This window comes from Okeanomitos corallinicola TIOX110 (assembly GCF_038050375.1).
Taxonomy (GTDB): Bacteria; Cyanobacteriota; Cyanobacteriia; order Cyanobacteriales; family Nostocaceae; genus Okeanomitos; species Okeanomitos corallinicola.
Genome location: NZ_CP150886.1, coordinates 2,349,880 through 2,367,787, shown reverse-complemented (window position 1 = coordinate 2,367,787; position 17,908 = coordinate 2,349,880). Strand labels below are relative to the sequence as shown.

Sequence of the window (17,908 nt, the reverse complement as noted above, 5' to 3'; positions counted from 1 at the left end):
TTAGGGAGACCTAATCCATTTAGAAATCGAAAGCAATCAGCAATTAGAGACTAAATTGGTCTACTCTAGGTCGGTCGTAGATTGTTTTATATTCTTTCAAACTATATATTTGGTTCGATTAAGGGCTATTAGCTCAGGTGGTTAGAGCGCACCCCTGATAAGGGTGAGGTCCCTGGTTCGAGTCCAGGATGGCCCACCTGAAGGAATTCAAAAATCAAAAATAATTACTTTTGACTTTTGAATTGTTCTTGGGGGTTTAGCTCAGTTGGTAGAGCGCCTGCTTTGCAAGCAGGATGTCAGCGGTTCGAGTCCGCTAATCTCCACATTTGGAAAAAATCAGCAACTAGTGAAAAGCTAGACTGCTGGTGAAAGCCAGTCAGAACCTTGAAAACTGCATAGTAACGCGAAGCAGGCAGTCGAAAGACTGTCAGATGGAAGAAACCAATGGATTGTGGTCAAGCTAATAAGGGCTAATGGTGGATACCTAGGCACACAGAGGCGAAGAAGGACGTGGTTACCTACGAAAAGTTCCGGGGAGTTGGAAGCAAACTGAGAGCCGGAAGTGTCCGAATGGGGCAACCCTATATACTGCCTGTTGAATATATAGACAGGAAAGAGCCAACCCAGCGAATTGAAACATCTTAGTAGCTGGAGGAAGAGAAATCAAAAGAGATTCCCTGAGTAGTGGTGAGCGAAAGGGGAAGAGCCTAAACCAACAGGTTTACTTGTTGGGGTAGTGGGACAGCGATATCGAATCTAGAGACTAGACGAAGCAGCTAAATACTGCACCAGAGGGGGTGAAAGTCCTGTAGTCGAAAGTTGAAGGATAGTAGCTGAATCCCGAGTAGCACGGAGCACGAGAAATTCCGTGTGAATCAGCGAGGACCATCTCGTAAGGCTAAATACTACTGTGTGACCGATAGTGAACAAGTACCGCGAGGGAAAGGTGAAAAGAACCCCGGAAGGGGAGTGAAATAGAACATGAAACCGTTAGCCTACAAGCAGTGGGAGTCCGATTTAACGGATGACCGCGTGCCTGTTGAAGAATGAGCCGGCGACTTATAGGTACTGGTAGGTTAAAGCGAGAATGCTGGAGCCAAAGGGAAACCGAGTCTGAAGAGGGCGATAATCAGTATTTATAGACCCGAACCCTGGTGATCTAACCATGGCCAGGATGAAGCTTGGGTAACACCAAGTGGAGGTCCGAACCGACCGATGTTGAAAAATCGGCGGATGAGTTGTGGTTAGGGGTGAAATGCCAATCGAACCAGGAGCTAGCTGGTTCTCCCCGAAATGTGTTGAGGCGCAGCGGTAATGATTAAAACTGGGGGGTAAAGCACTGTTTCGGTGCGGGCTGGGAGACCGGTACCAAATCGAGACAAACTCAGAATACCCAGTGAACACATTGCCAGTGAGACGGTGGGGGATAAGCTTCATCGTCAAGAGGGAAACAGCCCAGACCACCAGCTAAGGTCCCCAAATCATCACTAAGTGATAAAGGAGGTGGGATTGCACAGACAACTAGGAGGTTTGCCTAGAAGCAGCCACCCTTGAAAGAGTGCGTAATAGCTCACTAGTCAAGCGATCCTGCGCCGAAAATGAACGGGGCTAAGTGATGTACCGAAGCTGTGGGATTAACTAAACATTAATCGGTAGGGGAGCGTTCCGTAGTAGGGAGAAGCAGTAGCGGCGAGCAGCTGTGGACGAAACGGAAGTGAGAATGTCGGCTTGAGTAGCGCAAACATTGGTGAGAATCCAATGCCCCGAAACCCTAAGGGTTCCAGAGCCAGGTTCGTCCACTCTGGGTTAGTCGGGACCTAAGGCGAGGTCGAAAGGCGTAGTCGATGGACACAGGGTCAACAATCCCTGACTAAGATATGGGAGCATTGCTAGGGACGCATGAAAGATAGCCATACCCTGATTGGTTTGGGAGGGGTTTACGAACTCCGTTTGGTGAAGGATAGTGTCAAGAAAAGCTAGTAATGTGATGAAGATATCTTACCCGTACCCGAAACCGACACAGGTAGGGAGGTTGAGAATACCAAGGGGCGCGAGATAACTCTCTCTAAGGAACTCGGCAAAATGGCCCCGTAACTTCGGAAGAAGGGGTGCCCACGAGAGTGGGTCGCAGTGAAGAGATCCAGGCGACTGTTTACCAAAAACACAGGTCTCCGCAAACTCGAAAGAGGACGTATGGGGGCTGACGCCTGCCCAGTGCCGGAAGGTTAAGGAAGTTGGTCAGTGGCAACATGAAGCTAGCGACTGAAGCCCCGGTGAACGGCGGCCGTAACTATAACGGTCCTAAGGTAGCGAAATTCCTTGTCGGGTAAGTTCCGACCCGCACGAAAGGCGTAACGATCTGGATGGTGTCTCAGAGAGAGACTCGGCGAAATAGGAATGTCTGTGAAGATACGGACTGCCTGCACCTGGACAGAAAGACCCTATGAAGCTTTACTGTAGCCTGGAATTGTGTTCGGGCTTGGCTTGCGCAGGATAGGTGGGAAGCGATGAACTTCTCCTTGTGGGGAGAAGGGAGCTAACGGTGAGATACCACTCTGGCGAAGCTAGAATTCTAACTCATCTCCGTCAGCCGGAGAGAGGACAGTTTCAGGTGGGCAGTTTGACTGGGGCGGTCGCCTCCTAAAAGGTAACGGAGGCGCGCAAAGGTTCTCTCAGCACGCTTGGAAACCGTGCGGCGAGTGTAAAGGCAATAAGAGAGCTTGACTGTAAGACCGACAAGTCGAACAGGTACGAAAGTAGGCCTTAGTGATCCGACGGTTCAGCATGGAATGGCCGTCGCTCAACGGATAAAAGTTACTCTAGGGATAACAGGCTGATCTCCCCCAAGAGTTCACATCGACGGGGAGGTTTGGCACCTCGATGTCGGCTCATCGCAGCCTGGGGCGGAAGTACGTCCCAAGGGTTGGGCTGTTCGCCCATTAAAGCGGTACGTGAGCTGGGTTCAGAACGTCGTGAGACAGTTCGGTCCATATCCGGTGCAGGCGTAAGAACATTGAGAGGAGTCCTCCTTAGTACGAGAGGACCGGGAGGAACGAACCGCTGGTGTACCAGTTATTGTACCAACAGTAGACGCTGGGTAGCCACGTTCGGAGCGGATAACCGCTGAAAGCATCTAAGTGGGAAGCCCACCTCAAGATGAGTGTTCTCACTACTTTAAGTAGGTAAGGTCACGGGCAGAACACCCGTTCATAGGCTTTAAGTGGAAGTACAGTAATGTATGTAGCTGAGAAGTCCTAACAGACCGAGGGCTTGACCTCTCATCTCATTGGTCAATCATATTTCGCGTTACTTGCAGTCTTCAGGGTTGCTGTTTGATTTGTTATTTTTAATTCTTTAATCACGAATTACGAATTACGAATTACAAATTAGCAATTAAAAGTTTTCCTGGTGTCTATTGCGCGGTGGAACCACTCTGACCCCTTCCCGAACTCAGAGGTGAAACGCTGTTGCGGCCACGATAGTCTGGGGGTTGCCCCACGCCAAAATAGCTCGATGCCAGGGCAATAATTCACACAAAACCCTCCTCTCTATTAATAGAGGGGTTTTTGTTTTTTGGTTTTTATACTATTACAATGGGTGACTACTGATTGAAAATAAGTTACGCATTCATTGTTTAACATGTGTTCGGGATAACCATCTTCTGTCACTCTCCAAATTATCCTATTAATAAAGATTTTTGAAAAGACGCAACATCAATTGATTCAGGTGTTGGTCATGAAAATTTCGTGGTTTGGTCATCTTATTGAATTTGGGTTTGACAGATTGTCTTTTGACACAATTGCAAATTTAAAGTAAAGTTTCCATCTATAAAAGTTCTGACTTCTACCTCAGAACTCACAACCCAGGAATCAGAACTTCAATTATGTTAGATTTACTGTTAATTACCATCCTTGGCTTTTTAGGAAGTTTTGGACACTGCTTTGGGATGTGCGGACCTTTAACAGTAGCTTTTTCTCTTTCTCATCAACAAGAAACCCAAAGTTGGCAACAGCAATTCAAATTTCATGCCCTGTTAAACATAGGTAGAATTATTAGTTATGCTTTCGTTGGTGCGGGTATTGGTGCTATTGGTTCAGTATTAGTTGAAGGTGGCTATTTAGCAGGTGTTGGTAGTGATTTTCGTCGCTGGATAGCAATAATTACAGGTGTAATGCTCATCTGGTTTGGTTTAGAACAAGTTAAGCCAGATTTACTACCCCGTATTCCTTTATTACATCCTTTTTTAAAAGGTAATCTACATAACCAACTTAGTGCAGGGATGGTGAAGTTATCCTTACATACAAAATGGTGGACACCTGCTCTGTTAGGTATGACTTGGGGTTTAATGCCTTGCGGTTTTTTATATGCTGCTCAAATTAAAGCCGCAGCTACAGGTAATTTATGGCAAGGCACTATCACCATGTTAGCTTTTGGTTTAGGAACTCTACCTACTATGTTAGGCGTAGGAATTTCTACTTTTTTGATTAGTAAGGATAAACGTAGCAAGTTGTTTCGTCTAGGTGGTTGGGTAACGCTAATAATTGGCATACTTACCTTATTAAGAACTGGTGACACAATGGTAGACTATAGTGGACACGCTGCCTTAATTTGCTTATTTTTTTCCCTTATTGCTCGTCCTATTAGCAGTTTATGGGCATCGCCTATGCGTTATCGTCGTGCTTTGGGAGTGGGAGCTTTTGTAATGTCGCTGGCACATTCTATTCACAGTGTGGAACATTCTTTAGAGTGGAATTTTGAATCTTTTTGGTTTTTAACGCCAGAATTTCAATGGGGAATGAGTTTTGGCATTTTGGCTTTGATTTTCATGAGTCCTGCTGCTTTCACAAGTTTTGATTTTCTGCAAAAGTCGTTGGGGAAACTTTGGCGTAGAATACATCTTATGAGTGTTCCAGCTTTGTTATTAAGTTCTATTCATGCAGTTTTGATTGGTTCTCATTACTTGGGTGCTTTAAGATTGAATTGGGGAAATAAATTAGCTGCTTTACTTTTATTATTCTTGACGCTGACTGTTTTTCTGGTGCGCTCTCCCTTCTTTTGGTCAATTTTAAATCTTGAAAAATTTTATATTAGTCCAAAGACAGGTGAAAGATAATAGGCTTGATCCGCCAATTAATAATTATTAACCTTGTATCATGAAATCAAAATTATTAATATTTTTATCACTTATACTATTTAATTTAGCTCCTACAGTTTCTGCTCATACAGTAAAAATATCCGGTGATGTCGGTGGTACGATTCATATTGAACCTAATGATAACCCTCGCGCTGGTGAACCTGCGGATACTTGGTTTGCTCTCACTCGCAGAGGTGGTAAGGTACTTCCGCTGAAAGAGTGTGACTGTCAGTTGGCTGTTTATGCCGAACCTCATGCACCAGGAGAACCTGCTCTGCTTGAACCTGCTTTAAAGGCTATCCAAGTTGAACGTTATGAAGGCATACCAGGAGCGGTAATTACTTTTCCTAAACCAGGAATTTATGAATTACAACTCAGTGGCAGGCCAAATACAGCGGGAAGTTTTCAACCTTTTGAGTTAAAGTTTCAGGTCACTGTGGCAGCAGGTAAGGCTTTAACAACTCCATCAACTGTTAATACCGTTAATACTGTTACAAATACTAATCAAAATAAAAATTTACAAAATTCGTTGCAACCTGTAATTATCGGTATGATTCTGATTTTATCAATAGGTATGATAGGTTTCTTGGTTCAAACCCTGAGAAGAGGCAATTCATAGATAGGTAAATAAGCAAAATTTTATTATTTGACTTACTCCCATTACTGATCACCTACTTATGTCTTTTTTGATGCCACTGCCAGGCGTGTGCAACTATTTCTTTTATACCTGGATACTTGGGTTGCCAATTTAGTGTATTTTTAGCTTTCTCACTACTACCAATCAGAATAGGAGAGTCTCCAGGACGGCGATTGCACTCTTTTACAGGTATATTTATTCCCGTTACTTCTTGGGCGGCTGCAATCACTTCCTTGACAGAGAAGCCATTACCATTACCTAAATTGAAAACTTCACTGTTACCACCTTGAAGTAAATATTTTAAACCCAAAACATGGGCATCTGCTAAATCACAGACATGGATATAATCACGAATGCAAGTACCATCAGGAGTAGAGTAATCTGTACCGAAAACTGAAATAGATTCTCTCTTACCCAAAGCTGTCTGTAACACCAAAGGTATCAAATGAGATTCTGGATTGTGATCCTCTCCTAATAACCCATTAGGATCAGCCCCAGCCGCATTAAAATAGCGGAAACGTACGGATTTTAAACCATAAGCAAGATCAAAATCAGCCAGAATCTGCTCTACCATTAACTTTGTCATCCCATAGGGATTAATTGGATTTTGAGGATGATCTTCTGTTAGGGGGATGAATTTTGGTACTCCATAAGTGGCACAGGTGGAGGAAAAAACAAACTTATTAATGGACGCTGCCAACATCGCTTCTAACAATGTGAGAGTACCTAAAACATTATTGCGGTAGTATTTATCAGGATTATTTACTGACTCGCCTACATAGGTATAAGCTGAAAAGTGCATAACAGCGTCTATTTTGCGGGTTTTGAAAATATGATCCAGCAGAAGACGATCTTCTATATCACCTTCTATTAGCTCTACCTGCAAAACCTTTTCTACTAAATCTCGATGCCCATAAACGAGGTTATCAAGGATTACAACCTGATAGCCAGTTTGGACTAGAGCTAGTACAGCATGAGAACCAATATATCCAGCTCCTCCTGTCACCAAAATAGTAGGCTTTGGCAGTGACATAGTTTTTCCTTTTTACAAATTGACGACTACTCAACTAATTTAGTTTACTGGTGCTAGGTTAGTCTTTTGAAAAATTCCAAATATTACACTCAGTGTCAAAAAATTGCACTAAAATCACTACGACGCTAGTTTGTGTCCGTGAGGGTTAAGTTATTTTTAAGTCACCGAGAAATGACAGTTTGACGATAAAATAAACCCATTTCCCGTATCTTCTAGACTAGCCGCACGAGAAAATTAGAGAGTGAATTATTTATGTTTCAATTACTAAGCCGAGTCTTACTGTGGCTGCTAATTGCTGTTGTTGCCTATTCTTTGTTCCAACGATTTTATCCAGCAGTAAACTTTTTTGGCCGATTTGTTTTAGGGATTGTAGTTGTGATCCTAGCTTTGGCCTTTTTGACTCCTAGTGAACCAGCGGTTGCCTCTTTGTGGCGATTTATATCTTTCCCTCTCAAACCTTTGGGGGCTGCTTCTTTAATGTTGATAATTGCTGCCCAGAAAATTAAAGGCGGGGGAATAGAAAAACCAGGAGGATATCTGCTAGGTTGGGCGCTGACAATTTTGTTATTGTCCAGTACACCTGCTATTGCTTATTTTTTAGTCAGATCACCTATTGCTGCTATAGTTCCCTCTCCCTCGTTGGTGGCTTTTGAACCACAGATAAATAATGCCAATAGCATATCTGATGTTATGTCTGGTGGCATCTTACCTGGGGCAAATGTGCAAATACCATCTTATCTGTTACAAAATCCTCAAGCTATTACCGCCAGGGGTTTGCGTGTAGAAGATTTTGTACCTAATGCAGAAACTCTACAACTAACTACCCAAGTATGGGAAAGTTACCTTAACCAAATTTACATTTTCTTGCGTGGGCGTGCTTAGTAGGATTTAAGATTTTGGACGTTGAATTGAACAATGTCAGGATTTTCTGTAACTGGAGTGTTAATTGCACTTCCTCTCAGAATAATTATCCACAGACAAAAGGTAATTAATTTACTAATTACCGACCTAAACTAGAAACTATATGACTTAAACTAAAGGCTTCAAGGTTTAGGATGATCAATTTGTAAAATGGCTTAAATGGCACAATCTCGACGGCTTGCTAAACTCGGTAGTTATCTACGTCCCCATTGGCAGGAAACAGCTTTAGGTATTATTGCCTTGTTGTCTGTCAATGGGCTGGGTGTTTATATCCCTTTGCTGATTCGCTCTGGGGTAGATACACTATCAACAACTTTTAGCTTGGATCAGGTACTACGCTATGTAATCATAATTATTTCACTGAGTTCCGCAATGTGGATGATGCGGATGGCTTCCCGAATCTGGATTTTTGGTGTGGGTCGTCAAGTGGAATTTGAACTCAAGCAGCGCATTTTTCAGCATTTACTGAAACTCGAACCAGCATATTTTGCTAGTAATACTCCTGGAGACTTAATTAGTCGTGCTACCAGTGATGTGGAAAATGTCAGAAGGCTTGTGGGTTTTGCGGTCTTGAGTTTAGCAAACACTTTCTTTGCTTACACTCTGACTCTGCCGGTGATGCTATCTATTAGTGCGGATCTGACTTTAGCGTCTCTAGCAGTTTATCCGTTTATGTTTTTGTTGGTACATCTGTTTAGCAATCGTTTACGTCAACAACAAGCTGCTGTACAAGAACAACTCTCGGATATGAGTCAGCTGATTCAAGAAGATATTAGCGGTATTTCTTTGATTAAAATTTACGCTCAGGAAGAAAATGAGCGTCGTGCTTTTCAGAAGAAAAATCAGGCTCTATTAACGGCTAACCTCACGTTAGCTCAAACTCGTAATACTCTATTTCCGCTGATCGGTGGTTTGGCTAATATTAGTTCTTTGATCATTATCTGGTTGGGAACGATGCGAATCTCTGCGGGAACTCTAGCAGTGGGAGATTTTTTGGCACTTTTAATCTATGTTGAGCGCTTGGTTTTCCCGACTGCTTTACTAGGATTCACAATTACTGCTTATCAAAGAGGTGAAGTCAGTATTGACCGTTTGGAATCAATTTTTAGTGTGACACCAAAAATCCAAGACCCACATGATGCGATTAATTTACCAATTAGTACGGTGAAAGGGGAAATAACAGCAAAAAATCTCTGTTATACATACCCTGGTGCTAATACTCCGGCTTTGGATAATCTCAATTTTAGTATCTCTCCTGGGGAAGTTGTAGCTATTGTTGGGGCTATCGGTTCGGGAAAATCAACTTTAGCTAATGCTTTACCTCGGTTGTTGGATATTGCACCGGGACAATTATTTTTAGATGGTTTGGATATTACTAAAATAGTTTTAAATGATTTACGTGGTGCGATCGCCTATGTACCTCAAGATAGTTTCTTGTTCAGCACTACTATCAAAAATAATATCCGCTATGGCGATCCCGTCAGTGATCAAGAAAATGTAGAAACGGCGGCTCGTCTTGCTCAAATAGAGTCAGAAGTAGACAATTTCCCCCAAAAATATGAAACAATTGTCGGTGAAAGAGGAATAACTCTTTCTGGAGGTCAAAGACAACGTACTGCTTTAGCTAGGGCAATGTTAATTGATGCCCCAGTTTTAATTTTGGATGATGCTCTTTCCAGTGTAGATAATCAAACAGCCACTCAAATCCTGAATAATCTCTCCGGTGGTACTCAACAAAAAACAGTGCTTTTTATTACTCATCAACTTTCCGCCGCTGCCACTGCTGACAAAATTATCGTGTTGAACCAGGGCAAAATAGTTCAAATTGGTAAGCACACAGAACTAATTGAACAGCAAGGACTATATAGAAAGTTATGGAGTCAACATCAGGTCGAAGAACTACTAAGTTAATTTACTCCCAGCCAGAACCAGATCATCGAATTGGAAATTCTGTGCAAAAATTGTAGTTTTAATATTTATGTTATGAATTGATGACAATTTGATCAGGTGAAAGATCAATATGTCAAAGTTTCATAACATATTGATCCCCAAAGAGCTAATAAATACGTGAAATAGTTAAAAAACCGTCTTCATACCCCTTGATCACTAGGCATGAATACCTGTTAGTATTTCCATAACAAAAGTAAATCCCTGATCCCAAAGAAATGCTAATCATGGCATAACCAAGAATCAGATGGTTGTAAAGCTCAATTTAAAAACAAATTAAAACACTTATCAACTGGGCAAACCAGGAGTCAGTAATAAGAAATTAATCTGGGACAGGCACAATTTTAAACCCGGATAAATAATTTAAAACTACTGGAGGCCAAAAAAATGGCAAAAGAACGCCCACCGCTAGAGGAAATGACATTAAGACAACTCCGCAAAGTTGCTAGTGAATATGGCATTTCTCGCTATAGCCGGATGCGTAAATCTCAATTGTTAGCATCAATTCAAGAAGTTCAAAGTAACAAACTTTCCCTTAGTCCATCTCGCTCACCGGAGGCACAAGAAACCGTGGAAGCAGCTAAATTTGAATTAGGTCAAGAAGATCGGACTGGTGGTTCTCTCGCTGACGTAGATGAGGGACTAGCAGACTTACCAGGTGGTTATGGTGACAGCCGCATTGTTTTGTTACCACGTGATCCTCAGTGGGCTTACACATATTGGGATATCCCTAACGAACATAAAGAAGAATTGCGTCGTCAAGGTGGTCAGCAATTAGCATTGCGGATTTATGATGTTACTGACATTGATATTGATAATCAAAGTCCTCACAGCATCCAGGAATATCCAGCGGACGAACTAGCCAGAGAATGGTATTTACCTATTCCTGTCAGCGATCGGGATTATGTGATTGACATTGGTTATCGTACTCCCGATGGTGGTTGGTTGATCTTAGCTCGTTCCGCTAGAGTTCACATTCCCCCCGTTTATCCTTCTGACTGGATTGAAGATGTCTTCATCACTGTAGACTTTGAAGAAGATTTACGTGGTCAGACCAAGTACGAACTTGTTCCCCCAGCTAAGAAAATTGCTACTACTCCTGTTGGTGCAAATGGCAACCCCATTTATGACCAAATCTTTGGGATGGCAGAATCTGCTGAAGCGCAACGGGTGGCTGGTTCTCTGTTCGGTTCTATGCAGCACGTACCTGGTTCTGTAACTCCAGAACAAGCAATTAGTTCTTACATCTTCCCATCTGGTGTGGGTATGTGGGCAGTTCCCACTGCATCTGGAATCAATATGTCTGGTGTAGGTATGTCTGGGGTTGGTTTCTCCGCTTCTGCTGTTCCAGTCCGTCCTCGCAAATTCTGGTTAATTGCTGATGCAGAATTGATTGTATATGGTGCAACTGAACCAGATGCAAATGTAACTATTGGTGGTCGTCCCATTAAACTCAATCCAGATGGTACATTCCGCTTCCAAATGTCCTTCCAAGATGGTTTAATTGATTACCCAATTTTGGCTGTAGCTGCTGATGGTGAACAAAGTCGTTCTATTCACATGAAGTTTGAGAGGGAAACACCTTCTCGCAATACCAATACTAAGGAAGAAGCTGTTTTGGAATGGCGTAAATAAAATTTGCAAGTCTGAATTTTACATTACCCATAACTGCAATTTTTCATATTTCCCGCTATAGTTTTTCTGTGGCGGGTTTTTTATTTAGATGACAGGTGATAGTCTAGAAAATAAAAGTTATTGAATTATCAATGAATTGGAAATTTTATCCATGAAAAAATTGTTTTTATTATCTATTTTAATTAGTAGCGCAGGGTTAATATTAGGTTGTGATGATATGGTAGCTAATTCTGTACCAAAATCAGCCGCACCAAAAAAATCTCAAAAATGCGCTGGTAATAATCCTGGTTTTAGTATTGAATTTTTTAAGACTAATAATCAAGGGGAAAGATATTCTAGGGGAATTAATCATGTAATTCTGTTTAATCCTAAATCACCAAAGTTGGATTTTAAGGTGAATGTGGGTTTAGCTCATCAAATCTATGCTAAAGATAGTAGAGGAAATTTTAAAAGACAATATATACCTAAATTTTTTAGTCAATTGGTAGCTGATGAAAATTCTCAATTGAATAGTAGAAAACCAATTGCAGCTATTAACGCTGATTATATAGATACGGTGAATAAACCCCAAGGTTTAAATATTTCCCGTGGGGTGGAATATTCTGGTGCTTTTAAAAGTCGGCGTTCTTCATTTGCTATTTCTGGGGGTAGTCCTAGTCAACGTGTTGCTACTATTGGGATTGGGAAAAGAGGATCTAATTTACTTAATTATAATGTTGTGGGAGGTAATGGCAGATTTTATAGTCAAGGTCAATTTAAAGATATTTGTAAAGCTTTGGGTGAATTTGCTTGTAAAGGTGCAATTAATCGTTCTATGGTAGCAATTACCAGTAAAGGTTATGTGATATTTTTAGTTAATGATATGAAAGCTAATTCTAGTATTGCTATTTCTGCAAATAATAAAGAGTTGTTACCTAGTCAGTTTGATGATGTGTTAACAGGAATTGCTAGAAATAATTGTTTAGGGAGAATTCAAGAAGGGATGTTATTTGATGGGGGAATGTCTCCGGGTTTATTTTATAATAATAAGGTTTATGTGGAAAATTTTGGGCCGATTGGTTCGGTGTTTTTGATTTATAAAAAGTAAACTAGCAATTTTGAAGTAATTTACAGTATATTTTGTACGAGTTGGTTAAAATAGTGATACAGTGGAGAAGAGATATCATGTTACAAATACCAACTAAACCTTTAACCTTAGAAGAGTTTTTACAGCTACCAGAAACTAAACCTGCTAGTGAATATATTGATGGTAAAATTATCCAAAAGCCCATGCCTCAAGGTGAACATAGTGTAATTCAAACTGAAATTTGCCCCGCTATCAATGGAGTTCTTAAAACCAGGAAAATTGCTAGAGCATTTTCAGAATTACGGTGTACTTTTGGCAGTCGTTCCATCGTTCCTGATGTGTCTGTATTTGTTTGGGATCGGATTCCTCGTAAAGAGAATGGCGGTGTGGCAAATGCGTTTAATTTAGCACCTGATTGGACAATTGAAATCCTATCACCGGATCAAAGTCAAACTAAGGTAACAAAAAATATTCTTCACTGTCTCCATCATGGTACTCAATTAGGTTGGTTGATAGATCCCAAGGATCAAACAGTGTTAATTTTTATTCCTGATCAACTTCCGCAAGTCTTTGATGAATCACAACAACAATTAATTGTACCAAACTTCGCTGTGGAGCTACAATTGACTGTTGGAGAGTTATTTGGTTGGCTGTTGGAGTGATTACAAATTCTAGGCTGAGTTTAACAGACTGGCGAACTGAGAAGAGAACCGCTACAGCATGAAGATTGGCCTATTTCCAGAATAATCACTAAAAACTGTTACAGTCTATAACGCGATCGCAATATAAGGTAGGTTACGGTGTTAGTATGCCCTAAAAACGTTGAGAGAAAACCTTAACCCTATGGCAACTCTAACTGGACAAACCCCGATATTCGGCGGTAGCACTGGCGGTCTACTTACCAAAGCTAAAGTAGAAGAAAAGTATGCTATCACCTGGACTAGCCCCAAAGAGCAAGTTTTTGAAATGCCCACTGGTGGCGCTGCTACAATGGTCAAAGGCGAAAACTTGCTTTACATCGCTCGCAAGGAGTATGGAATCGCTTTAGGCGCTCAACTCCGCAAGTTCAAAATCACTGACTACAAAGTTTACCGGATTCTCCCCAATGGCGAAACCACCGCTATCCACCCCGCTGATGGTGTGTTCCCTGAAAAGGTAAACGAAGGTCGTGAAATGGTTCGCCACGTACCCCGCAGAATTGGTCAAAATCCTAGCCCTGCACAACTCAAGTTCAGTGGTAAGGCTACCCATGACGCATAATGTCTAGGTAATTTAATTGGTAATGGGTAATTGGTGAGTCAGCGTGGTCTTGGGGGTTTCCCCCATGAGCGACTGACGAACCCGAAGGGTAATTGGTAATCAAAAACCTTTACTAATTACCCATTATTCACGTCTATAATTCCTGTATTCTCAATCTCTATATTCTTAATTCCCGTATTCTGATAACATAGCTTGGCGATCGCCATACTCATAAACTTATATCTTCTTCTTACTGTCACCTGTCACCTGTTCACTTATGATGTTCCCCGATTTCCAGCAATTTACAAAACTCGCTCAACAAGGTAATTTTGTCCCTGTCTATCAAGAATGGGTAGCTGATTTAGATACTCCTGTTTCTGCTTGGTACAAGGTTTGTGCAGAACGACCTTACAGTTTTTTACTAGAGTCAGTGGAAGGTGGAGAAAAGGTAGGACGTTATAGTTTATTAGGTTGTGATCCGCTGTGGATTTTAGAAGCAAGGGGAGATCAGACTACCCAAAAACATCGTCATGGTTCTGAACAAGTTTTTACCGGTGATCCGTTTACGGTTTTGGCAGATTGTTTAGCACCTTATCAGCCAGTAAAATTACCACAGTTACCTTCGGGAATTGGTGGTTTATTTGGGTTTTGGGGCTATGAGTTAATTAATTGGATTGAACCCCGTGTACCAATTCATGCTCAAGATGAGCGGAATATCCCTGATGGTTTATGGATGCAGGTGGATCATTTATTAATTTTTGATCAGGTAAAACGCAAAATTTGGGCGATCGCCTATGCAGATTTAAGGAACAATGAAAACTTAGAAATTGCCTATCAAAAAGCGTGCGATCGCATTCAAGAAATGGTAAGTAAATTATCCTTAACCATATCACCAGAAAATACTAAATTACCTTGGAAATCACCCCAAAATAAACCCAAAGCGGGAATAGAAGAATACACCAGCAATTTTACTAAACCAGAGTTTTGTGCCAGTGTGGAAAAAGCCAAGGAATACATTAAAGCTGGTGATATTTTCCAAGTTGTAATTTCTCAACGTTTATCAACAGAATATACAGGCGATCCTTTTGCCTTATATCGTTCTTTACGCCAAATTAACCCCTCACCTTACATGGCGTTTTTTAACTTCCAAGACTGGCAAATTATTGGTTCTAGTCCTGAAGTGATGGTGAAAGCAGAACGAGACGAAGAAGGTGGAATTATCGCTACAGTTAGACCAATTGCCGGCACAAGACCGAGAGGAAAAACAACTAAAGAAGATGATGCTTTAGCAACGGATTTATTACAAGATCCGAAGGAAGTTGCCGAACATATCATGTTAGTTGATTTAGGACGCAATGATTTAGGAAGAGTTTGTAAAAATGGCAGTGTAAAAGTTGATGAATTAATGATAATTGAACGTTACTCTCATGTCATGCACATTGTTAGTAACGTAGTTGGTGAATTAGCAGATGATAAGACTGCATGGGATTTATTAAAAGCTTCTTTTCCTGCGGGAACTGTTAGCGGTGCGCCAAAAATTCGGGCCATGGAAATCATTAATGAATTAGAACCAACCAGGAGAGGTGTGTATTCTGGGGTGTATGGATATTATGATTTTGAAGGACAATTAAATACTGCGATCGCTATTAGAACAATGGTATTAAATAATAATATTGTTACAGTCCAAGCAGGTGCAGGATTAGTAGCAGATTCCGAACCAGAAAAAGAATACGAAGAAACATTAAATAAAGCTAGAGGTTTATTAGAAGCAATTCGTTGTTTACGATGATTTTTACTGGTTAAAAAGAGGGAATAATTAAAATAAATAATGCACACAGACACGGTATTCTACCAAATATTCCTGACATTTCACACCCTATTATTTGAAATTTTGGGTGAACCGACAGAAAATGCCAAAGATTATCAATTCACCTCTGTAGAAGTGAAAGAAAAAGCATTTCGATTTGATGGAATTTTTATGACAGATAATGTAGAAAAACCCATCTATTTTGTGGAAGTGCAATTTCAACCAAAACCAGACTTTTACTGGGAATTAATAGCAGAAATAAACATTTATCTAAATCAATTTAAACCCGTACAAGATTGGCAAGCAATAGCTTTATTTGCAAAACGCAGTTTAGATGTAGGAAAACTGACTGCTTATCAACAAGAATTGATTGATAGTGAGAGAATTAAAAGAATTTATTTAGATGAATTACCACCAGGTTCAATTGGGATGGGGTTAATTGAGTTAATTGTGAGTCAAGAAACACAAGCACCGTCATTAGTGAAAAACCTCATGGAAAGAACCAAAACAGAAATTGACAATGACAGAGAAAAACAAGGTATTATAGAATTGTTAGAGACTGTTTTATTGTCAAAATTTTCACAATTAAGCCGTCAGGAGATAGAAGCAATGTTTTTAGTGAGTGATATTAAGCAAACCAGAGTATATCAAGAAGCAAAGCAAGAAGGTAAACAGGAAGGTAGACAGGAAGGTAGACAAGAAGGTAGACAAGATGAAGCAATAAATTTACTATTAAGGATATTATCTAAACGGTTTGGAAAGTTGGGTGATAGTTATATTCAAAATATAAATAGTTTGAACATAGAACAATTGGAAAAGCTAGGAGAATCATTATTAGATTTTACAGATATTAATGATTTGGAAACATGGTTAAAGTCTGAGATAGATTAGTAACAAATTTTAGGCAAAAAAAGCTGACTCGCTGACATTAATATCCATAACCCCAACTTCTTCAAGAAGTCGGGGATCTAAATCCTTACATTTTAGAAACATTCACCCAATGTAACAGCAAACCTAAACCCCACCCTAAAAGCGGAAAAATTGCCCAAAAATATCCAGGACTTGTGAATAAATTCAATAAAATCAAAAACCCATTAACTGCAATAAAAGTAATTAAATGAGACTTGAATTCTTGGCGTTTTTGATTATTGGACATCCGATCTTTTTTCACTTCCACTTGTTTTGTTAACCATTCTTGTTCCGCAGCTTTTAACGATTCTGAAGAAACACCTAATTCTGATGCAATTTCTATTATCTGTTCCCGTGTAAATTCTCCCTGCTGCTGACGTTTAAAAGCAACTTCGAGGATTTGTTGCATTTCCTCTGAATTGTAAGTCATTATCAATACCTAAAATGGTAAAATATAGTTTTGAGATTTACTTTTGAAGCGGTAGAAATACAACCGTAAAAAATATATGAACCTGTTTTTAAAAACAGATTAGAAACATATTTTATATCTTAAATATTAATAAATGCCGTATTTAACAACACAAATTGGTTAATATTTTTAGATATTCTTAAATCCCAGATTTATTGAAGAAGTCGGGGATCTGTTACTTAGAAAATTTAAGAATAACGAACCGCAGAGAACGCAGAGAAATACTATCACCTATTACCTATACCATCCCAAATGTTTACTAATATCAGCAACATTAATGACGGAAGCGACTAATTTATAACAATATTCTAACTGACTAGGATAATAAGGTTGAAATGGTTCACTTAAACTAATGGTTAATCTAAATTTATCTGCTTCAAAGTTTTCTAAGTTCAGTTTTTTTATTACGTCTTTACAAGAGAATATTCCCTCTTCTAAATAATTCATTTTCTCTATCCACACCGGATCAGTAATAGGTAAATCATAAAAATTATCACACAAAGAAAATAAACATCTAACAGTTTTATTATTTTGCTTATTATATCGAACTTCCCATTCTAAATTGTCTGGATTAATCATAGCTAATGAGGATTTCAAAGGAGTTACCTGTAAATCTTCATAACATATCTGTTTATCAAAATTACCTAATAAATTCGGTTTAGTAGAACTACGTTTAATTTCCGGTTTTAGTAAATTCTTGACCTGTTCTAAACTTGCTTTTCCTAAAATCTGCCATTTATAACTATAATGAATTAGATAATTTTCAGGATGATGACATTCTGGTTGATGTCTGATCAAAGGAATTCTAATAATATCAAATAATTGCGGTTCTCTACCATCTCTAGTAGTGTAATGTTCTGCATATAAAGTACCATTTCTGCGATTAGAAATTGGCCGCAACCATCCAGAACCATCGGTTTTTATACCAGCAATACAAAGTCCACCATGTTTTGTAGATTTCGCAAGACAAATAATATCAAACGTCAACATCTTTTATTCTCATCAGCACCTTACTTATTCCAGTAATAGTAAAATGAGATGATTTTTAAAGTGAACAGTAAAACTACTTAACGCTTAAACAAGAGAAGTAGAGATATAAATCCAAGAATAT

General features: G+C 39.8%; 14 protein-coding genes, 2 tRNA genes and 2 rRNA genes. 14 read left to right on the top strand and 4 right to left on the bottom strand.

The genetic code is table 11. From position 1 onward, the window contains the following. Positions 1-122 precede the first annotated feature (122 nt). The 6 genes from WJM97_RS10300 to WJM97_RS10275 all read left to right on the top strand — a co-directional run bounded on the left by WJM97_RS10300 (position 123) and on the right by WJM97_RS10275 (position 5,753). Positions 123-196: transfer RNA gene (locus tag WJM97_RS10300), tRNA-Ile, on the top strand. Between the two features lie 54 nt (positions 197-250). Beyond that, positions 251-323 (top strand) — tRNA-Ala (locus WJM97_RS10295). Positions 324-453: 130 nt separating this feature from the next. Further along, a 23S ribosomal RNA gene (locus WJM97_RS10290) occupies positions 454-3,278 on the top strand. Between the two features lie 126 nt (positions 3,279-3,404). Beyond that, positions 3,405-3,522: ribosomal RNA gene (rrf, locus tag WJM97_RS10285) — 5S ribosomal RNA — on the top strand. A gap of 361 nt (positions 3,523-3,883) precedes the next feature. Then, positions 3,884-5,113, top strand: a complete 1,230-nt coding sequence (locus WJM97_RS10280) for a sulfite exporter TauE/SafE family protein (protein ID WP_353932934.1) — start codon at positions 3,884-3,886, stop codon at positions 5,111-5,113. Between the two features lie 40 nt (positions 5,114-5,153). Beyond that, the gene (locus WJM97_RS10275) at positions 5,154-5,753 is read left to right on the top strand and encodes a hypothetical protein (protein WP_353932933.1); all 600 of its coding nucleotides are present in this window, start codon (positions 5,154-5,156) and stop codon (positions 5,751-5,753) included. A gap of 52 nt (positions 5,754-5,805) precedes the next feature. Here WJM97_RS10275 and galE read toward each other — a convergent pair whose 3' ends face one another. Continuing rightward, positions 5,806-6,804, bottom strand: a complete 999-nt coding sequence (gene galE, locus WJM97_RS10270; RefSeq protein ID WP_353932932.1) for a UDP-glucose 4-epimerase GalE — start codon at positions 6,802-6,804, stop codon at positions 5,806-5,808. A 252-nt stretch (positions 6,805-7,056) separates the two neighbouring features. On the opposite strand from galE, the gene WJM97_RS10265 reads away from it, so the two are divergent. The 6 genes from WJM97_RS10265 (at position 7,057) to WJM97_RS10240 (ending at position 13,633) form a co-directional block, all read left to right on the top strand. Next, on the top strand, positions 7,057-7,686 hold the full coding sequence (locus tag WJM97_RS10265) for a hypothetical protein (protein WP_353932931.1): 630 nt from the start codon (positions 7,057-7,059) through the stop codon (positions 7,684-7,686). 198 nt (positions 7,687-7,884) lie between these two features. Then, positions 7,885-9,636: an ABC transporter ATP-binding protein gene (locus WJM97_RS10260; RefSeq protein WP_353932930.1), complete on the top strand. Its 1,752-nt coding sequence runs from the start codon at positions 7,885-7,887 to the stop codon at positions 9,634-9,636. Between the two features lie 423 nt (positions 9,637-10,059). Beyond that, positions 10,060-11,307 (top strand): DUF4912 domain-containing protein, encoded by a 1,248-nt coding sequence (locus WJM97_RS10255; RefSeq protein ID WP_353932929.1) that lies wholly within the window; start codon positions 10,060-10,062, stop codon positions 11,305-11,307. Between the two features lie 151 nt (positions 11,308-11,458). Further along, positions 11,459-12,394 carry a phosphodiester glycosidase family protein gene (locus WJM97_RS10250; RefSeq protein WP_353932928.1) on the top strand — a complete coding sequence of 312 codons (936 nt, stop codon included), beginning with the start codon at positions 11,459-11,461 and terminating at the stop codon, positions 12,392-12,394. Between the two features lie 77 nt (positions 12,395-12,471). After that, entirely contained in the window at positions 12,472-13,035 is a 564-nt protein-coding gene (locus tag WJM97_RS10245) for a Uma2 family endonuclease (protein WP_353932927.1), read from the top strand. A 181-nt stretch (positions 13,036-13,216) separates the two neighbouring features. Next, positions 13,217-13,633, top strand: coding sequence for a photosystem I reaction center subunit II PsaD (locus tag WJM97_RS10240; protein WP_353932926.1), 417 nt, complete (start codon positions 13,217-13,219; stop codon positions 13,631-13,633). A 116-nt stretch (positions 13,634-13,749) separates the two neighbouring features. Here the strand turns inward: WJM97_RS10240 and WJM97_RS10235 are convergent, their stop codons facing one another. Further along, entirely contained in the window at positions 13,750-13,872 is a 123-nt protein-coding gene (locus WJM97_RS10235) for a hypothetical protein (RefSeq protein WP_353932925.1), read from the bottom strand. A gap of 17 nt (positions 13,873-13,889) precedes the next feature. Between WJM97_RS10235 and trpE the strand changes: the two genes are divergently transcribed. Then, complete coding sequence (gene trpE, locus WJM97_RS10230; RefSeq protein ID WP_353932924.1) at positions 13,890-15,401, top strand: anthranilate synthase component I; 1,512 nt, start codon at positions 13,890-13,892, stop codon at positions 15,399-15,401. Positions 15,402-15,440: 39 nt separating this feature from the next. Continuing rightward, positions 15,441-16,310: an Rpn family recombination-promoting nuclease/putative transposase gene (locus WJM97_RS10225; RefSeq protein ID WP_353932923.1), complete on the top strand. Its 870-nt coding sequence runs from the start codon at positions 15,441-15,443 to the stop codon at positions 16,308-16,310. Positions 16,311-16,395: 85 nt separating this feature from the next. Here the strand turns inward: WJM97_RS10225 and WJM97_RS10220 are convergent, their stop codons facing one another. Together WJM97_RS10220 and WJM97_RS10215 are read right to left on the bottom strand one after the other, a co-directional pair. Then, positions 16,396-16,758 (bottom strand): 2TM domain-containing protein, encoded by a 363-nt coding sequence (locus WJM97_RS10220; RefSeq protein ID WP_353932922.1) that lies wholly within the window; start codon positions 16,756-16,758, stop codon positions 16,396-16,398. Between the two features lie 273 nt (positions 16,759-17,031). Then, on the bottom strand, positions 17,032-17,787 hold the full coding sequence (locus WJM97_RS10215) for a hypothetical protein (protein WP_353932921.1): 756 nt from the start codon (positions 17,785-17,787) through the stop codon (positions 17,032-17,034). Between the last annotated feature and the right edge of the window lie 121 nt (positions 17,788-17,908).